The organism is Actinokineospora spheciospongiae, from assembly GCF_003182415.1.
Taxonomy (GTDB): domain Bacteria; phylum Actinomycetota; class Actinomycetes; order Mycobacteriales; family Pseudonocardiaceae; genus Actinokineospora; species Actinokineospora spheciospongiae.
In genome coordinates, this window is record NZ_QHCP01000004.1 from 653,886 (window position 1) to 671,069 (window position 17,184).

Annotated in this window: 15 protein-coding genes; 7 read left to right on the top strand and 8 right to left on the bottom strand. The window is 73.4% G+C overall.

Annotation, left to right across the window (positions count from 1 at the left end; translation table 11 throughout):
* Window positions 1–77: 77 nt before the first annotated feature.
* From DFQ13_RS13510 to DFQ13_RS13525, 4 genes are all read right to left on the bottom strand, one after another.
* Window positions 78–1,841 (bottom strand): ABC transporter ATP-binding protein, encoded by a 1,764-nt coding sequence (locus tag DFQ13_RS13510; RefSeq protein WP_110080041.1) that lies wholly within the window; start codon window positions 1,839–1,841, stop codon window positions 78–80.
* Window positions 1,838–3,481 carry an ABC transporter ATP-binding protein gene (locus tag DFQ13_RS13515; protein ID WP_052021369.1) on the bottom strand — a complete coding sequence of 548 codons (1,644 nt, stop codon included), beginning with the start codon at window positions 3,479–3,481 and terminating at the stop codon, window positions 1,838–1,840. The genes DFQ13_RS13510 and DFQ13_RS13515 overlap by 4 nt, the downstream gene beginning before the upstream one ends.
* Before the next feature lie 53 nt (window positions 3,482–3,534).
* Window positions 3,535–3,927, bottom strand: a complete 393-nt coding sequence (locus DFQ13_RS13520; RefSeq protein ID WP_035284570.1) for a hypothetical protein — start codon at window positions 3,925–3,927, stop codon at window positions 3,535–3,537.
* Between the two features lie 297 nt (window positions 3,928–4,224).
* Window positions 4,225–5,493: a tetratricopeptide repeat protein gene (locus tag DFQ13_RS13525; protein ID WP_110080042.1), complete on the bottom strand. Its 1,269-nt coding sequence runs from the start codon at window positions 5,491–5,493 to the stop codon at window positions 4,225–4,227.
* A gap of 100 nt (window positions 5,494–5,593) precedes the next feature.
* Between DFQ13_RS13525 and DFQ13_RS33830 the strand changes: the two genes are divergently transcribed.
* Both DFQ13_RS33830 and DFQ13_RS33835 read left to right on the top strand, forming a co-directional pair.
* Window positions 5,594–5,977 (top strand): hypothetical protein, encoded by a 384-nt coding sequence (locus DFQ13_RS33830; RefSeq protein WP_181399964.1) that lies wholly within the window; start codon window positions 5,594–5,596, stop codon window positions 5,975–5,977.
* The gene (locus DFQ13_RS33835) at window positions 5,974–6,345 is read left to right on the top strand and encodes an NAD(P)H-dependent oxidoreductase (RefSeq protein ID WP_181399965.1); all 372 of its coding nucleotides are present in this window, start codon (window positions 5,974–5,976) and stop codon (window positions 6,343–6,345) included. Before DFQ13_RS33830 ends, DFQ13_RS33835 begins: the two co-directional genes overlap by 4 nt.
* Before the next feature lie 461 nt (window positions 6,346–6,806).
* Here DFQ13_RS33835 and DFQ13_RS13535 read toward each other — a convergent pair whose 3' ends face one another.
* The 4 genes from DFQ13_RS13535 to DFQ13_RS13550 all read right to left on the bottom strand — a co-directional run bounded on the left by DFQ13_RS13535 (window position 6,807) and on the right by DFQ13_RS13550 (window position 11,556).
* On the bottom strand, window positions 6,807–8,285 hold the full coding sequence (locus tag DFQ13_RS13535) for an MDR family MFS transporter (protein ID WP_456049227.1): 1,479 nt from the start codon (window positions 8,283–8,285) through the stop codon (window positions 6,807–6,809).
* A gap of 132 nt (window positions 8,286–8,417) precedes the next feature.
* A complete protein-coding gene (locus DFQ13_RS13540) occupies window positions 8,418–9,041 on the bottom strand; it encodes an acyl-CoA-like ligand-binding transcription factor (protein ID WP_110080043.1) in 624 nt (207 codons plus the stop codon).
* A 100-nt stretch (window positions 9,042–9,141) separates the two neighbouring features.
* Window positions 9,142–10,014 carry a helix-turn-helix domain-containing protein gene (locus DFQ13_RS13545; RefSeq protein ID WP_110080044.1) on the bottom strand — a complete coding sequence of 291 codons (873 nt, stop codon included), beginning with the start codon at window positions 10,012–10,014 and terminating at the stop codon, window positions 9,142–9,144.
* 138 nt (window positions 10,015–10,152) lie between these two features.
* A complete protein-coding gene (locus DFQ13_RS13550; protein ID WP_110080045.1) occupies window positions 10,153–11,556 on the bottom strand; it encodes a KamA family radical SAM protein in 1,404 nt (467 codons plus the stop codon).
* A 79-nt stretch (window positions 11,557–11,635) separates the two neighbouring features.
* Here DFQ13_RS13550 and kdd point away from each other — a divergent pair, with 79 nt between their 5' ends.
* From kdd to kal, 5 genes are read left to right on the top strand one after another with little or no spacing between them, the layout of a single operon-like run.
* Entirely contained in the window at window positions 11,636–12,697 is a 1,062-nt protein-coding gene (gene kdd / locus DFQ13_RS13555) for an L-erythro-3,5-diaminohexanoate dehydrogenase (protein ID WP_233438390.1), read from the top strand.
* Complete coding sequence (locus DFQ13_RS13560; RefSeq protein ID WP_110080047.1) at window positions 12,694–14,334, top strand: amidohydrolase; 1,641 nt, start codon at window positions 12,694–12,696, stop codon at window positions 14,332–14,334. The genes kdd and DFQ13_RS13560 overlap by 4 nt, the downstream gene beginning before the upstream one ends.
* Window positions 14,321–15,886, top strand: coding sequence for a lysine 5,6-aminomutase subunit alpha (gene kamD, locus DFQ13_RS13565; protein WP_110080048.1), 1,566 nt, complete (start codon window positions 14,321–14,323; stop codon window positions 15,884–15,886). The genes DFQ13_RS13560 and kamD overlap by 14 nt, the downstream gene beginning before the upstream one ends.
* 4 nt (window positions 15,887–15,890) lie before the next feature.
* The gene (gene kamE, locus DFQ13_RS13570; RefSeq protein WP_233438391.1) at window positions 15,891–16,694 is read left to right on the top strand and encodes a lysine 5,6-aminomutase subunit beta; all 804 of its coding nucleotides are present in this window, start codon (window positions 15,891–15,893) and stop codon (window positions 16,692–16,694) included.
* Entirely contained in the window at window positions 16,691–17,089 is a 399-nt protein-coding gene (gene kal / locus DFQ13_RS13575; protein ID WP_110080049.1) for a 3-aminobutyryl-CoA ammonia lyase, read from the top strand. Before kamE ends, kal begins: the two co-directional genes overlap by 4 nt.
* The last annotated feature ends 95 nt before the right edge of the window (window positions 17,090–17,184 follow it).

Genomic DNA, 17,184 nt, shown 5'->3' on the forward strand with positions numbered 1-17,184 from the left:
CGCACTCGCCGTCGCAGTGCGGGTGATCGTAACTGAGATCCCGTTCGACCAGAGCGTTCGCTCGGTCGGTTTCAGGTTCAGGCGCGGTCGGTGGACCACGCCGCCCAGAGGCGGGCGTAGCGGCCGCCCGCGGCCACCAGCGTGTCGTGGTGGCCCTGCTCGACCACCCGGCCGCGGTCGAGGACGAGCACCAGGTCCGCCGCCGCGGCCTGGCTGAGCCGGTGCGCCACGACGATGCCGGTGCGACCGCGCAACGCCTCCGCCGCCGCGGTCTCCAGGACCCGGGCACCGCTGCTGCCCGCCTCCGCGGTGGCCTCGTCCAGGATGGCCAGCGCCGGGTCGGCCAGCACCAGGCGGGCCAGGGCGACCTGCTGGGCCTGGACCACGGTCAGCTCGTGCCCGCCCGCGCCGACCCGGGTGTCGAGGCCGTCGGGCAGCGCCAGCGCCCAGTCCAGCGCCCCGACGGTGGCCAGCGCGCCCCGGACCGCGTCGGCGTCCGCCCCGGGCGCGGCCAGGGCCAGGTCCTCGGCCAGGGTGCCCGCGAAGGTGTGCACCTCCTGGGTCACCAGCACAACGGCCTTGCGCAGCGCGACGGGGTCCAGGTCGGCCAGGGCCACCCCGCCCAGGTGCACCGAACCCGCCGTCGGCCGGTGGATGCCCGCGATCAGCTTGGCCAGGGTGCTCTTGCCGCCCCCGCTCGCACCGACGAGGGCCACGGTGCTGCCCGCCGGGATGTCCAGGTCCACCCCGCGCAGCACCTCGTGGCCGGCGACGTACGCGTGCCGCAGTCCCACCGCCTTCACCGACCCGTCGGCCGGGACCGCGCCGGTGCCCGCGCCCTCTCGGGGGCGCTCGTCGATCACCCCGACCAGCCGGGCCAGGCTGGCCGTGGCCGACTGGAGGGTGTCGAGCAGGAACAGCACCGAGTTGACCGGCCCGAACAGGTTGGCGAAGTACAGCGCGGCGGCACTGGCCGCGCCGATGGTCACCAGCCGGGCGTCCACCAGCACGAACCCCATGCCCAGCACCGCGGCCAGCCCGAGGAGTTCGGCGCTGTTGAGCCTGCCGAAGAACCGGGTCTGCGTCCTGGTCACCTCGACGACCAGGCCGTTGGTGGTGTCCACCCGCCGCCCCACAGCGGCCACGTGGTCCTCGGCCAGCCGGAACGCGCGGACGGTCGCCGCACCGCCGAAGCTGTCGAGCAACTGCTGCTGCTCCCCGGCCGCGGCGACCCGCTGGGCGGCGTACAGCGGCCCGGACCGGCGCAGGTACCAGCGCGCGGTCGCCACCTGGATCGGCACCGCCACCAGCGCCGCCGCGGCGAACCGCCAGTCCAGCGCCAGCAACCCGAACAGCGTCAACCCGATCACCAGCGCCGACTGCACGAAGGTGGGGAAGGCCTGCCGCACCGCCTCGCTGACCGCCGCCACGTCCTCGGTGACCCGCGAGGTCAGGTCCCCCGACCCGCCCTCCTCGATCCGCTCCAGCGGGAGCGCGAGCACGCTGTCGACGAAGCCCTCCCGCAGCTCCGCCAGCACCCGCTCACCGAGCCGCGAGGCCAGCACCAACCCGCCGAACGCGAGTCCGCCCTGGCCGAGGGCGGCCAGCGCCAGCAGCACCACGCGACCGGTGATCGCCCCGGTGTTCCCGCTCGCGGCGAGGTCGACGACGCCGCCGAGCAGGGGAGCGGTGAGCAGGCTCAGGCCCGCCGCCCCGAGCAGCGCCACCGCGGCGAGGACCGCCTGCGTTCGGTGCGGTCGCAGCAGCGCCCACACCAGCTTCCGGGTGCGCTCCGGTGCGGCGATGGGCAGCGGCGCGTTGCCCGGGGGAGGGGTGCTCACGTCAGGACCGCCTCGCGGTAGCCGGGGTTCTGCGCCATCAGCCGGGCGTGGGTGCCGGTGGCCACCACCGAACCCCGGTCGACGAAGACGACGCGATCGACCTCGGCGAGCAGGGCCGGGCTGCTGGTCAGCAGGACGGTCGTCCGCCCCGCGCGCAGCTCGCGCAGCCCCGCGGCGATCCCCGCCTCGGTGACGGCGTCCACCGCTGTCGTCGGGTCGTGCAGCACCAGCACCGGCGGATCGGCCAGCAGCGCCCTGGCCAGCGCGACCCGCTGCCGCTGCCCACCCGAGAGCGACCGCCCCCGCTCGGTGACCGCGCTGGCGAGCCCGGCGGGCAGCGCCTCCGCCACCTGGTCCACCCGGGTGGCCGGGGCGACGCGGGCCAGGTCGGCGGTGGGGGAGGCCCGGACCGACAGGTTCTCCTCGACGCTGCCCTCGAACAGGTCGGCGTCGTGCGGGGACACCAGCACCGCCGCCCGCAGCGCCGCCGGGTCGAGCGAGCCGAAGCCCACCCCGTCGAGTCCGATGTGGCCGGACTCGGGGTCCGCCTCGCGGTTGAGGTAGCGCAGCAGCGCGGTCGCGGCGGCGGGATCGGTCACCACCACCCCGACCGACTCGCCCGCCGCGACCCGGATGTCCACACCGGACAACCCGGGGCCGCGCACCCCCGTCAGCACCAGTTCACCCGAGACCGGCCCGGTGACCTCGTCATCCCCGCCGGTCACCGCCGCGGGCGCGGCGAGCACACCGGCGATCCGCGCCGCCGAGGCCCGGCCCGCCGCCAGCGCGGCGGTGATCTCCCCGAACGTCCCCAGCGGCGCCAGCAGGAACTGCGCCAACCCCACCGCGGACACCAACTGGCCCACGGTGATCTCACCCGACGCCGCCAGCCGACCGCCGACCAGCGCCACCAGGGCCAGGAACAGCCCGTTGACCACGATGACCGCCCCGGAGTACCCCGCCTCCGCGCGAGTGGTGTGCAGGGTGGCGTCGAGCGATTCGCGGCTGGTGCGCCGGTACCGGGCCATCGCCGCGGCCTCCGCGCCGATCCCCTTCACCACCCGCACCCCGCGCACCAGGTCGGCGGCGACCCCGGCCGCCTGCGCTGCGCGTTCCTGCTGCGCGGCGCCGCGGCGCTCCAGCGGCGCGCTCAACAGCCGCACCACCAGCAGCAACGGCGGCGTGCCGAGCAGGATCAGCAGTCCCAGCGGCACCGAGAAGGCCAGCAGCGCCGCACCCGCCACGGTGATCCCCACCGCGGCGGCGATCCCGTGCGGCACCAGGAAGTTCACCGTCGCCGTCCGCCGCGCGTCGGCGGTCGCCACGCTGACCGCCTCCCCGGGGAGCAGGGCGCCCCCGCCGCGGGCGTCGAGTGCCCTGGCCGCCACCGCGAGCCGCAGCTCCCGGTCCGCCCGCACCCCGGCGAGCGTGCCGACCCGCATGCCGAACCGCCAGCACAGCGACAACCCGGCGAACGCCGCCGCCAGCAGCCCCAGCCACACCGGCAGCGCCCCCGCGTCCCCGGTGGCCACGGCGCGGTCGATGACCACCCCGATCAGGATCGGCACCGCCGCCTCACCCGCCTGGTAGCCGGTGAACAGCGCGGCGGCGGCGAGGATTCGGCCGCGCTGCGCGCGCATCGACCGGCGCAGGACCGCCCGCCCGGTGGGCACCGCGCCCCCCTCCACCGCGGTCAGAAGTCGTCGGCGTTCGTCAGCTCGTGCTCGAAGGCGTCCGCGCTGGCGACGAGCAGCTTGAGCGGCCGTTCGAACTCCTCCAGGACGCTCAGGTCCTCCAGCGGCACCGTGTGCTTGAGCAGCGCGACGCCGCCCGACACGGCCGCCCCGCCGATGAGGGCCGTGCCCGCGAGTTCGAGCAGCCTGCGCTGGTCGACCGCGTCGGCCCGACCGACGGCCGAGGAGATCTCCAGCCACGCCCGACCGTCCGCGTCGGGGACGTGGTGGACCGCGACCTGCTGGGTGCGGGTGCCCTCGGTGTCGAGCCGGAAGCGGAGCCAGCTTTCGTTCTCCTCCAGCACCTCGTACCGCGTGCGGACGTAGTTGATCACATCGGTCCAGGTGGTCACTCTCACTGCCTCCCGCGTCGAGCCGTTCGCCATCGTAGTACCAGGACGCGCCCAGGCGGTCGGGATCGACACCCGAAAGCCGGTCGCGGCGCCTCCCGGGAGAAGCGAGCCCCGCTCACCGGTGTCGTGCCGCCACCGTCCACACCGGATCACCCCCGGGGATCACGGCAACGGTACTCAGCGACCCCCGCACGCCGGCAGTTGAGGGTGACCGTGTGTATCACCCTCTGAAACACCTAATCCCTATCAACTATCTTGATATATCAGAGCCCTGAATCACAACCAGACGTGAACAAGTCACCAGCGAACCACACGGGGCCCATACCGAATCTCGGACTCCAGGGCGCAGTCACCGGTTTCCGCCGCTATGCGCCGGGCCTGGTCGAGGCGGTCCGACGACGCCCCGGTGCCGAGCCGGGCGCGCACCAGCCAGTCCCTGGCCAGGGCCAAGCCGAGACCCACCTGGTCGCCGACGTCTGCCGCGGCGGCCATGGCGGGCGGGAAGCACCGCAGGGCCGCGTCGTACCTCCCGGTGCGCATCAGCACATCACCGAGGTCACACCACACCCGGCAGGCACCCGACTGGTTGCCGATGTCGCGGAACAGGTCGAGGGCGATCCGTTGCTGCTCCTCCGCGGCGCGGTGGCGGCCGAGCCAGGCGTGGAGGATGCCCAGGCAGTTCCGCGCGTTGGCCTCGGCGTCGCGATCCGCCGCCTGCCCGGCGAACGCGATCGACCGGGGGTAACAGCGCAACGCCTCGCGCGGGCGGCCCATCCGGCGGTACACGCTGCCCAGGTTGTTGAGCGCCTTCCCCTCACCCGCGCGGTCACCGCAGGCGCGGAACAGCGTCAACGCCTCCCGCAGGCAGGCCAGCGCCGCGGGGTACCGGCCTGTCTTCCACCGCACGACGCTGAGCCGCCTCAGCGCGTTCGCCCTCGTCCTCGGGCACGAGGACCGCGCCGCCGCGGCGTGCAGGGTCTCCGCATCCCGGTAGTGGCAACCGCCTTCCAGGTACTGGCCCAGCAGTTCCGAGAACTCGGCGCTGTGCGCTCCGGCGACCGCGACCAGGGTGGGGCGCTCGGCGTTGAGCCACGCGGTCGCGTCCGCGCGCGAGCGGAACACCGGCGCGGGGGAGTGGGCCACCGGCCGCTGGTGGCACTCGTACGGGGCGTAGCGGTCCATCGCCGACACGGCGGTGTGCCAGTAGTGGTGCAGCAACCTCGGCTCCACGCGACCACCCAACCGCGGGGACTCGGGCAACCGCCCCCCGGCGAGCCCTTGCAGGGCCTGCCTCCACCGGAGCGCGTCGCCACCGAGCACGGCGGCGATCTCCACCACCAGGTCTTCGTTGAGGCGCTTGCGGCCTGGGGAGAAACAGCGGTGCACGGTGTCGAACGCGGGCAGCTCGGCGACCCCGCGCCCGGTCCGGGCGCGGCGCACCCGGCGGTGCACCTCGCGTTCGGACACCCCGGCCCACGCCCGCAGCTCCCGCAGTCGCCGCACCACGTCGTCGACGCACTGGGCCCCGGTGGGCGCGGGCGGAACCCCCCGTTCGACCGGTCTCACACTCCGTGATCTTACGTGTGACCGAGGTTGACCGAAAGTGATGACAGCGCCGGGCGCCGATCAGCACGATTGCGTCACCGACACAACCCGAGGAGCCATGGTGAGCCGAATCGGTGGACTTCCGCTGCCCGCCCTGCCCGACATCGACGACGTGCCCCCGCTGACCGAGGCGGACCGGCCCTGCTTCGACGACCTCCGCGCGGTGCTCGCCGAGCACGGCATGCTGGGGCGGTTCGGCATCGCGCTGCTGCACGAGCACTTCGAGGTCGCCGACGACGAGATCCTGGTCGAGACCATCGACGTGGCCACCCGCACGCTCGTCTCCCGCCCCGAGAAGATCGCCGACCTCGGCGCCTGCGCGAGCGTGGAGACCTCCTGGCGGCTCGACGATCCCGACACCGCCCCGATGGCCCGGTGCACGACGGCCTGCCGCCCGGCCACCTTCACCGAGAGCAGGCACAAGTCGGTGCACGTCAACCGGTGAACCGGGTCCTGCTGGTGCTCGCCCACCCCCGGGCGGGCTCGCTGACCGGCCAGGTCGCGGCGCGGGTGCGGGCCCGGCTGGTCCACGCTGGGTTCGACATCGACTTCCTGGACCTGTACGCCGAGGGCTTCGACCCGAGGATGCGGCCGGAGGACGAACCGGACTGGGCGGACCCGGACAAGCCCGGCTCGCCCGAGGTGGAAGGGCACAAGGCGCGCATCGGGCGGACCGATCACGTGCTCGCGGTCTTCCCGGTCTGGTGGTCGGGGCCGCCCGCGATGCTGAGGGGTTGGATCGAACGCACCTGGGCCCACGGCTTCGCCTACACCCGGGAGGGGTCGAACCTCGCGGTGCGCAGCACGCTGTGACTGGGGCTCGCGGGCAGTTCAGCCGAGCAGTTCGCCACCGCGGGCCTCGACCGCCACCTCGACCGCCAGCTCCGGGTCGAGGTGGCGGAGTTCTGCCGCATCGAGCACTCCCGGGTGCGCCTGATCCACGACAGCGTCGATGCCGAGGACCCCTCGGTCCTCGCCAGGATCTGGCGCACCGCGGACGCCGTCGCCGAGGAGTTCATCGGTTGTGCCGGTCCGTGACGACCTCCGGGGCCTGTTGCGGGAATCAGGGACCAGGCCACGAGGTCGGTCGACACGGGCGGCTCGCGAACTCCCCCGTTTCAACCTATGAAACATTTATTGCCTATCAACTATCAAGATAATAACTCATCCCACAACAACAGACCAAGCAAGAACCCGCCAGGACAAGCGGCGCACTGGGACAGGTGCACAGGAGGGGGACCGGCAAGCCGGTCCCCCTCCTGTGGCGGGTGTGCCTAGTGGGTGTTCGCCATCTCGGCGGCCAGGCGTTCGTCGCCGCTGAGGGTCATGAGGGGCTTTTCCTTGATGAGCAGGACGGCGATGGCGGCGATGACCGCGATCGGGGTGGCCACCAGGAACAGGTGGGCGGTGGCCGAGCCGTAGATGTCCTGCACGATCAGCCGGACCGGTTCGGGCAGGGTGGTCAGGTCCGGGACGGCGGTGGAGCTGCCGCCGGTGGGGGCGCCGGGGAAGCGCTCGGCGAAGTCGGAGCTGATCCGGTTCGCCAGGACGGCGCCCAGGGCGCTGACGCCGACCGCGCCGCCGAGGCTGCGGAAGAAGGTCAGGGTGGAGGTGGTGGCGCCGAGGTCCTTGGCGGGGACGTCGTTCTGCGCGGCGAGCACCAGGTTCTGCATGAGCAGGCCGACGCCGACGCCGAGGACGGCCATGTAGACCGCGACCAGGGGGATGGCGGTGCCCGCGCCGATGGTGGACAGCAGCAGCATGCCCGCGACCATGATCACGCCGCCCGCGACGAGGTAGGCCTTCCAGCGGCCGTACTTGCTGATCAACTGCCCGGCGACGGTGGAGGACACCAGCAGGCCGAAGATCAGCGGCAGGCTGAGCAGCCCGGCCTTGGTGGGGGACATGCCGTGCCCGATCTGGAAGTACTGCGACAGGAACACGGTGCCGCCGAACATGGCCACTCCGACCAGGGCGGAGGCGATGATGGACATGGTGACGGTGCGGTTGCGGAAGATCGACAGGGGCACGACGGGGTCCTTGGCGCGGCCCTCGACGAAGACGGCGAGGGCGAGCAGCACGACGCCCACGGCGACCAGCAGCGCGGTCCAGCCGGAGGCCCAGGCGAACTTGTTGCCCGCCAGGGAGGACCACACCAGCAGGGTGGACACGCCGGTGACGATGAGCGCGGCGCCGAGCCAGTCGATGGTGACCTCCTTGCGCACGACCGGCAGGTGCAGGGTCTTCTGCAGCAGGGCGATGGAGGCGAGGGTGAAGGGGACGCCGATGAAGAAGCACCAGCGCCAGCCCAGCCAGGAGGTGTCGACCAGGATGCCGCCGATGAGCGGTCCGGCGACGGTGGCGACGCCGAACACGGCGCCGAAGATGCCGGAGTAGCGGCCGAGTTCGCGGGGCGGGATCATCGCGGCCATCACGATGGTGGCCAGTGCGGAGATGCCGCCCGCGCCGAGGCCCTGGGCGATGCGGCTGGCGATGAGGACCTCGATGTTGGGGGCGAAGCCCGCGACGAGGGAGCCGAGGACGAACATCGCCAGGGAGAGCTGGATGAGCAGCTTGCGGCTGTAGAGGTCGGCCATCTTGCCCCACAGGGGGACGGTGGCGGTCATGGCGAGCAGTTCGGTGGTGACGACCCAGGTGTAGACGGACTGGCTGCCGTTGAGGTCGGAGATGATGCGCGGCAGTGCGTTGGAGACGATGGTGGAGGCCAGGATGGCCATGAACATGCCGAGCATCAGCCCGGAGATGGCTTGGAGGACGTCGCGGCGGCCGAGGGGGGCCGGGGTGTCGGCGCCGGTGGTGGGTGTGGCGGTGGGGTCGGGTCCGGTGGCGCCGGGCTCGGTGGTGGTGTCGGGCATCGCTCCTCGTCAGGGTTGTTCGGTCGGTGCGGGCAGGCCGCGTTCGAGCAGGTGGAAGGCCTCGCTGAGGACGTCGGCGAGGACGGGTGGGTCGGTCGGGGTGGACCAGCGGGTGATGGCGACCCGGAAGGCGGCGCCCGCGGCGGCGGCGACGAGTCGCGGGTAGGTGTGGTCGGCGGGCAGGTCGAGGCGTTCGGCGAGGGCGTGGGCGAGTTGTTGCTCGGTGGCGGCGCCGGAGAGGAAGGCGCGGTTGAGCAGGTCGGGGTGTTGTCGCACGACCTGCATGCGCAGCACCCAGCGGTGGTGGTCGACGTCGGCGGTGCCGATCTCGTCGAGGAGCATCTCGCGGACGGCGGTGAGGGGTGGTTCGTGCCGGGGTCGGTTGAGGACCATGGTGCGGATGCGGGTGCCGAGGTCGTCGTCGGGGATGAGGACGGCGTCTTCCTTGGAGGGGAAGTAGTTGAAGAAGGTGCGGGTGGAGACGCCCGCGCGTTCGGCGATGTCGTCGACGGTGACGTGGTCGAGGCCGCGTTCGGCGGCGAGGTCCAGGGCGGCGTCGGACAGGGCGGTCCTGGTTTCGCGCTTCTTGCGGTCGCGCAGGCCCTCGGTGCGTGCGGTGGCCGGTGTTGCCATGGGCACAGGGTAGCGCGGTTGGGTGCAGTGTCTGCAAGTTTGCAGTGTCTGCACCTTGGTGAGGTGGGTCTCGTGCGGGTGGCCTGTGGGCCGGGGTGGGCTAGCGCGTGTTCCTGGCCGGGTCCGACGGTGGGGACAGCGTCCAGTTGGCGAGGAGGTCGAGGGCTTGGCGGGAGGGTGACCCGGGTTCGGCGGTGTAGACGTAGAGGGTGCTGTCGGTGTCGCCGGGCGGGGTGAGGGTTTCGTAGTCGACGGTGAGGTCCCCGACGACGGGGTGGTGCAGTCGTTTGGAGCCGTGGGTGCGCTGGTGGACGCGGTGTTCGTCCCACCAGCCGGGGAATTCGGCGCTGGTGGTGCGCAGTTCGGCCACGAGGTCTGCGGTGGACCGGTCGTGCGGGTCGGCGCCGAGTTCCAGGCGCAGGCTCTCCACGGCGGCCCGGGCTTGGGGTTCCCAGTCGGCGAACAGGGTGCGGGCGTCCTCGTCGAGCAGCATCCAGCGGGCGTAGTTGCGCTCGGCGGGCGGGCGGGCTTCGAAGTCGGCGAACAGCGCCCGGGCCATCCGGTTGGTGGCGAGGATGTCGGTGCGGCGCCCGAGGACCATCGCCGGTTCGCCGTCGAGGCTGTCGAGGAGCTGGCGCAGCCCGGGGCGGACGCGCTGGACGGGGCGTGCGCGGGGCCGTGGGGGTTTGCCCGCTGCGGCGATGAGGTCTTCGAGGTGGGCCTGGCCCGCCGGGTCGAGTCCCAGGGCGCGGCCGAGGGCGTCGAGGACGGACGGGGACGGGACGATCCGCCGCCCCTGTTCGAGTCGGGCGTAGTAGTCGGTCGAGACGCCTGCCAGCAGCGCCACCTCCTCGCGGCGCAGTCCCGGCACCCGCCGGATGCGGGCGTCGGCGGGCAGCCCGGCGCGTGCGGGGTCGCACTGGCCGCGTGTGCGGCGCAGGAAGTCGGCGAGTTCCTGGTTCTTCTCGGTCACCGTTCCAGTGTGCCGCGTCCGGGGGTCTCGCCCGGACCTCCGCGTCCCGACGCCGTCGGGCGGACCGCTCGCGGGCGGGTTCGTCCGAGGACGTCGGGGCGCGGGCACCGGCAGGGGGTCAGAGGGGGTCAGAGGGGGTCAGAGGGGGTTGTCGGCCCAGCGGCGCCTGCCCGATTCGGGGAGGGTGGAGATGGGGTCGTAGTAGGGGTAGCGGCGGTCGAGCACGTCGGCGTCCTCGAGGCGTTCGGTGCCCGCCCGGTAGTTCTTGGTCCAGTAGGACACGCCCAGGTCGCGGTCGTACTCGGCGAGCTGGTGCACCCAGCGCTTGCCGACGTAGGGGACGTCGCAGATGATGCGCGGGGTGGCGTAGCCGGGCAGGTAGCCCATGATGGCGTGCTGGAGTTGCTGGGCTTCCCAGACCGCGACCCGCCAGTGCTCGGCGTTGGGGATCATGTCGCACATGTAGAAGTAGTACGGGAGGATGTTCGCCTCCCCCTGCAGGGCGAAGCACAGGTCGAGCAGGGCTTCGGGGGTGGCGTTGACCCCGCGCATGAGCACCCCTTGGTTGCGCACGTCGCGGACGCCGATCTCCAGGGCGGTGCGGGTGGCTTCGGCGACCAGCGGGGTGAGGGTCTGGGCGTGGTTGACGTGGGTGTGGATGGCGAGGTTGACCCCGCGGCGGCGGGCGGTGCGGGCGACGCGTTCGAGTCCTTCGACGACGGTGGGTTGCAGCCAGTGCTGCGGCAGGGCGGCGAAGGCCTTGGTGGCGAGGCGGATGTCGCGCACGGTGGGGATGTCGAGCAGTCGCATGAGGAACGACTCGAGTTGCTTCCAGGGCACGTTGGCCACGTCGCCGCCGGAGACGACGACGTCGCGGACGCCGGGGGTGGCCCGGAGGTAGTCGATCATACGTTCCTGCCGGTCGACCGGTTTGAGGGTGAGCCGGTGCTTGTCGACCTGGGGGGTGGAGTTGCCGACGAGGTCCATGCGGGTGCAGTGCCCGCAGTACTGGGGGCAGGTGGAGAGCAGTTCGGCGAGGACCTTGGTGGGGTAGCGGTGGGTCAGGCCCTCCACGACCCACATCTCCGCCTCGTGCAGGGAGTCGCGGGTGGAGTGGGGGTGGCTCGGCCAGGTGGGGTCGCGGTCGGTGGCGACGGGGAGCATGTAGTTGCGGATGGGGTCGGCGAGGAAGGCTGCGGTGAACGCCGCGGGGGTGGTGGGGGCGTCGGGGGCCATGGTGTTGAGCATCTGCGGGGGGATGAGCATCGACATCGTGGCCAGGTTCGCCTGGTCGGCGGCCAGGTCGGTGTAGAAGTCCTCGGTGAGCAGGTCGCCGACGACGCCGCGGAGCTGGGTGGGGTTCTTGACGCAGTGCGCCCGCTGCCACTGCGCGTCGCGCCACTGGGCCTCGGTGACGTCGCGCCAGCCGGGGAAGCGCCGCCAGTCGGGTTCGACGAGTTCGCGGCGGACGTAGTCGTAGGGCTGGCCACTGCCCCGGGTCGCGGGGTCCGTGATCACGGAGTGATCGTCCAGTGCGGTCATCTCTACTCCTCGCCGATAGGGTTGCGTGAAGATATGCTGTCATATGGCTGTCTGGACGTAAATTTTTCGGCAAGGAGGGGTGGGCGCTGTGGGTGCTGCGGCGACGAGGACGGTCGGTTCCCCGCTGGGGCTGCACCGGGTGCTCGACGAGCCGGGGGTGCTGCCCCAGCGGGCGCGGCGGCTCGACCCCGACCCGACGCCGTGGCCGGACGAGGTGGTGCTCGACGTGGAGGTGCTCAACCTCGACGCCGCCTCCTTCCGGCAACTGCGCGAGGAGCACGGCTCCGGGGCGCGGGTGCGGGCCGCGGTGGCGGCGGTCGTCGCCGAGCGCGGGAAGATGCAGAACCCGGTGACCGGGTCGGGCGGGATGCTGCTGGGCACGGTGCGCGCGGTCGGTCCGCGGTCCCCGCTGGGCCTGCGCGTCGGGGACCGGGTCGCCACGCTGGTGTCGTTGTCGCTGACCCCGCTGCGGATCACCGACGGGCTGGCGCGGTGGGACGGGGAGTCCGAGCAGGTGCCGTGCGCGGGGACCGCGGTGCTGTTCGGCCGGTCCATCGCCGCGGTGCTGCCGCCGGACCTGCCCGACGCGGTGGCGCTGTCGGTGCTGGACGTGTGCGGGGCGCCCGCGCTGACCGACCGGGTGGTGCGCGAGGCCGGGGCGGGGGCGTCGGTGTGCGTGCTGGGCGGCGGCGGCAAGTCCGGGTCGCTGTCGCTGACCGCCGCCCGGGCCGCGGGGGCCGGTCGGGTGGTGGCGCTGGTGCCGACCGAGGCCGAGGCCGCCGCGGTGCGCGCGGCCGGGTTGGCCGACGAGGTCGTGCTCGCCGACGCCCGGGACCCGGTGGCGGTGGCCGAGGCGGTGGGGGAGCCGGTGGGTGTGACCGTGGTGTGCGTGGACGTGCCCGGCTGCGAGCACGGGGCGGTCCTGGCCACCGCCGACGGCGGCACGGTGGTGTTCTTCTCCATGGCGACGTCGTTCACCGCCGCGGCGCTGGGCGCGGAGGGGGTGGCCGCGGACGTGCGGATGCTGGTGGGCAACGGGTACGTGCCCGGGCACGCGGAGTTCGCGCTGTCGCTCTACCGCGCCGAGCCCGGGGTGCGGGCGCTGTTCGCCGCCCGGGAGCGGCAGACTCACACCCCATGACCAGCGCTGAGAAGCCCTCGACCACCCTGCTGCTCGGCGGGCGGGTCCACTCCCCGGCCGACCCGCACGCCACCGCGATGGCCGTGCGGGGCGGTGTCGTGGTGTGGCTCGGGCAGGACTCCGTGGGCCGCACCCTGCACCCCGACGCCGAGGTGGTGGAGCTGGACGGGGCGTTCGTGGCCCCGGCGTTCGTCGACGCGCACGTGCACGCCACCTCCGCCGGGCTGCTGCGCACCGGCCTGGACCTGACCGGGTGCGCGTCGGTGGCCGAGTGCCTCGACGCGCTGGCCGCGCACGTGCGCGCCACCGACGGCGCCCCGGTGTGGGGGCACGGGTGGGACGAGACGGCGTGGCCGGACAAGCGCCCGCCGACGCGCGCGGAGATCGACCTGGCCTGCGCCGGGGCCCCGGTGTACCTGTCGCGGGTCGACGTGCACTCCGCGCTGGTGTCCTCCGCGCTGCTGGGCCGGGTGCCCGCGGTGCGCGGCGACGACGGGTTCGACCCCACCGGGCCGCTGACCCGCGACGCGCACCACCGGGTGCGCCGGGCAGCGCAGGAGGCGATCACCCCGGCGCAGCGGGCCGCCGCGCAGGACGGGTTCCTGCGCCACGCCGCGGCGATGGGGGTGGCCGCGGTGCACGAGTGCGCCGGTCCGCACATCTCCGGCCGCGACGACCTGGCCGCCCTGCTCGCCCGCGGCGGCGGGGACCGGCCCGAGGTGGTGGGCTACTGGGGTGAGCGGGCACCGGCGTCGCTGGCCGCCGAGCTGGGGGTGCGCGGGCTGGCCGGTGACCTGTTCGTCGACGGCGCCCTCGGCTCGCGCACCGCGGCCCTGTGCTCCCCCTACGCCGACGCCCCCGACACCTCCGGGGCGCTGTACCTCGACGCGGTGGCGGTCGCCGAGCACCTGGTGGTGTGCACCGAGGCGGGCATCCAGGCCGGGTTCCACGTCATCGGCGACGGCGCGGTCGCCGAGGTCGTCGCCGGGTTCGACCTGGCCGAGCAGCGGGTGGGCCGCGCGGCGCTGGCCGGGTCGCGCCACCGCCTGGAGCACCTGGAGATGGTCACCGCCGAGCAGGCCGACAGGCTGGGCCAGTGGGGTGTGGTGGCCTCGGTGCAGCCGCTGTTCGACGCCACCTGGGGCGGCCCGGACGGCATGTACGCCGACCGGCTCGGCCCCGAGCGCGGCACGGCGCTCAACCCGCTGTCGCGGCTCGCCGCCGCCGGGGTGGTCCTGGCCCTGGGCTCCGACGCCCCGGTGACCCGGCTGGACCCGTGGGCCACCGTCCGCGCCGCGGTGCACCACCGCACCGACGGCGCCGGGCTCTCACCCCGGGCGGCGTTCACCGCCCACACCCGCGGCGGGTGGCGCGCCGCGGGCGTCGACGACGGGGTCACCGGCACGCTCGTGCCCGGCGCCCCGGCCACCTACGCGGTGTGGCAGGCAGGCGAACTGGTCACCGCGGGCACCGATTCCCGCGTGCGGCGCTGGTCGACCGACCCGCGCTCCCGCGTCCCCGGGCTGCCGCCGCTGGACCCCGGCGCCGAGCTGCCCGTGTGCCTGCGCACCGTGCACAGCGGTCGGACCCTCTACGACCGCTCCCGCGACGAGGAGGAGACCCATGCCGCTTCTTGACCTCGACCCGGCCGTGGTGTCCCGCGCCAGGGACCTGGCCGCCCGCGCCGCCGAACCGGTGGTGGCGCTGGCCCGCGCGCACACCACCGTCGCGGTGGAGCGGGCCACGCTGCGCCTGGCCGGGATCACCGGCGCCGACACCGCCCACCGCGCCGGGGACGTGCCGTGGGTCAACCGGGTCGTCGACACCGTCGGCGAGCACTGCGGCCTGGAGCACGGGGTGGTGCTGCCGGTGTTCCACGCCCTGCGCGAGCACGACCTGGGCTCGCTGACCGACCTCGCCGAGGCCACCGCCGCCGGTCAGGTGCGCTTCACCCTGCCCACCGGGGCCGCCGCGACCCGCGCGGGCAGGGCAGCCCGCACCGCGGTGGCCAGGGGGCTGCGCACCGTCGACCGCAACCGGGCCACCCGCGACAAGCTCGTCACCAGGCTGGGGGACCCGCCGCGGCGGCCGTGGATCTACCTGATCGTGGCCACCGGCGACATCGACGAGGACGTGGTGCAGGCCGCCAACGCCGCCCGCGCAGGCGCCGACATCATCGCCGTCATCCGTTCCACCGGGCAGTCGCTGCTGGACTACGTGCCCGAGGGCGCCACCCACCACGGGTTCGCGGGCACCTACGCCACCCAGGAGAACTTCCGCATCATGCGCGCGGCGATGGACGAGGTGTCACGCGAGGTGGGCCGCTACGTGCGGGTCACCAACTACGCCTCCGGGCTGTGCATGCCCGAGATCGCCGTCCTCGCCGGGCTCGAACGGCTCGACATGATGCTCAACGACTCCATGTACGGCATCCTCTTCCGCGACATCAACCCCGTCCGCACCTTCGTCGACCAGCGGTTCTCCCGCCAGGTCCACGCCCGCGCCGGGATCATCATCAACACCGGCGAGGACAACTACCTCACCACCGACGACGCCGTGGACGCCGCGCACACCGTCACCGTCTCCCAACTGCTCAACGAGCGCTTCGCCCACGAGGCCGGGCTGCCCGACGAGCTGCTGGGCCTCGGGCACGCCTTCGAGATCAACCCGAAGGTGCCCGACTCCTTCCGGCTGGAGCTGGCGCACGCGCTGCTGGCCCGCGAGCTGTTCCCCGACGCCCCGCTGAAGTGGATGCCGCCGACCAAGCACATGACCGGCAACGTGTTCGACGGGCACCTGCTCGACGGGTTCTTCAACCTCGCCGGGGTCCTCACCGGCCAGTCGATCCTGCTCGTGGGGATGATGACCGAGGCGGTGGTGACCCCGTTCCTGTCCGACCGCGACCTGGCCCTGGGCAACGTCCGCTACGTGCTGGAGGCGGCCGGGACCCTCGCCGAGGACTTCCGCCCCGCCCCCGACGGGCTCATCGTCAAGCGCGCCCACCAGGTCCTCGGCGAAGCCGTCGACCTGCTCGAACGCGTCGTCGACGACGGGCTGCTGACCGCCATCGGCCGCGGCACCTTCGGGCTGATGAAGCGCCCCGCCGACCGGGGCAAGGGCGCCGACGGCGTCGTGGAGAAGGCCGAGGGCTACCTCAACCCCGCCACCACCCTGCTCGACGGGGAGTGACCCGGTGGACGACAACACGACGAAGGGCGACGCGGTGACCCAGAACGACCCCGCGGGGGCACCGCGGCCCCGCCACGTCCGCCCCTACGGCGACACCACCGGCGACGGCATGGCCCAGCTCTCCTTCACCCTGCCCGTGCCGCACGGGCCCCGCGCCGACGGCGCCGCGCAGCAGCTCGCGAACAAGATGGGCATGGACCCGGCCATGGTCGTGCACTCGCACCCCATCGGCACCGACTTCACCTTCTTCGTCGTCTACGGCTCGGTCACCCACCTCGTCGACCTCGACGCCGTGCGGGTCGTCGAACGCGACTACCCGCTGCTGCCGCCCGCGGAGGTCAACGCCGCCCTCAAGCGGCGGCTGCGGCGCAAGCTCGTCGTGGTCGGGGCGTGCATCGGCACCGACGCGCACACCGTGGGCATCGACGCGATCCTCAACATCAAGGGCTTCGCCGGGGAGAAGGGGCTGGAGTACTACCGGGAGCTGCGGGTGGTCAACCTCGGCGCACAGGTCACCGTGCCCGACCTGGTCCGCCGCGCCCGCGCCGAGAAGGCCGACGCGGTGCTGGTCTCGCAGGTGGTCACCCAGCGCGACGCGCACATCCTCAACACCCAGGAGATGTCCGCGGCGTTCCGCGAGGCCACCGGGGCGCACTGCCCGCTGCTCATCGCCGGTGGCCCCCGGTTCGACCCGCTGATGTCCGCCGAACTCGGCGTCGACCGGGTCTTCGGCCGCGGCACCACCCCCGGCGAGGTCGCCAGCTACCTCGTGCACGCCATCACCGAGAGGACAGCGGTACCGGCATGAACCCCCAGCACCCCACCGAGGGGACCTCGGTCACCCACCGCCGCTACGTGCCGCACTCGCACGCCCACTACGGCGGCAACCTCGTCGACGGCGCCTACGGGCTGGGCCTGTTCGGCGACGTGGCCACCGAGCTGTGCGTGCGCACCGACGCCGACGAAGGGCTCTTCGCCGGGTACACCGGGGTGCAGTTCCTCGCCCCGCTGCACGCCGGTGACGTCGTCGAGGCCACCGCGACCCTGGTGCGGGTGGGCACCCGCTCGCGCGGCATGGAGTTCGAGGCCCGCGTGGTCTGCCGCGCCGCCCCCGATCGCGGCCCCTCCGCCGCCGACGTCCTCGATCCCCCGATCGTGATCACCCGGGCCACTGGAACGGTGGTGATCCCGCCAAAGCAGTGACAATCGGTCACCTCGCTTTGGTTGCCCCCGGGCAAATCCGGAGCGTCACAACCGCCCGGTAACCAGGGGATTCGGCTGGGCCGTGCGAGTGATCT

Bases quoted from the DNA above. Each gene is read 5' to 3' on its own strand.
- DFQ13_RS13515 (WP_052021369.1), bottom strand. From the start codon at position 3,481: ATGCGCGCGCAGCGCGGCCGAATCCTCGCCGCCGCCGCGCTGTTCACC.
- DFQ13_RS13535 (WP_456049227.1), bottom strand. From the start codon at position 8,285: ATGCTCGGCATGTTCATGGCCATCCTGGCCTCCACCATCGTCTCCAAC.
- DFQ13_RS13540 (WP_110080043.1), bottom strand. From the start codon at position 9,041: ATGGCAACACCGGCCACCGCACGCACCGAGGGCCTGCGCGACCGCAAG.
- DFQ13_RS13550 (WP_110080045.1), bottom strand. From the start codon at position 11,556: ATGACCGCACTGGACGATCACTCCGTGATCACGGACCCCGCGACCCGG.
- DFQ13_RS13560 (WP_110080047.1), top strand. From the start codon at position 12,694: ATGACCAGCGCTGAGAAGCCCTCGACCACCCTGCTGCTCGGCGGGCGG.
- kamD (WP_110080048.1), top strand. From the start codon at position 14,321: ATGCCGCTTCTTGACCTCGACCCGGCCGTGGTGTCCCGCGCCAGGGAC.
- kal (WP_110080049.1), top strand. From the start codon at position 16,691: ATGAACCCCCAGCACCCCACCGAGGGGACCTCGGTCACCCACCGCCGC.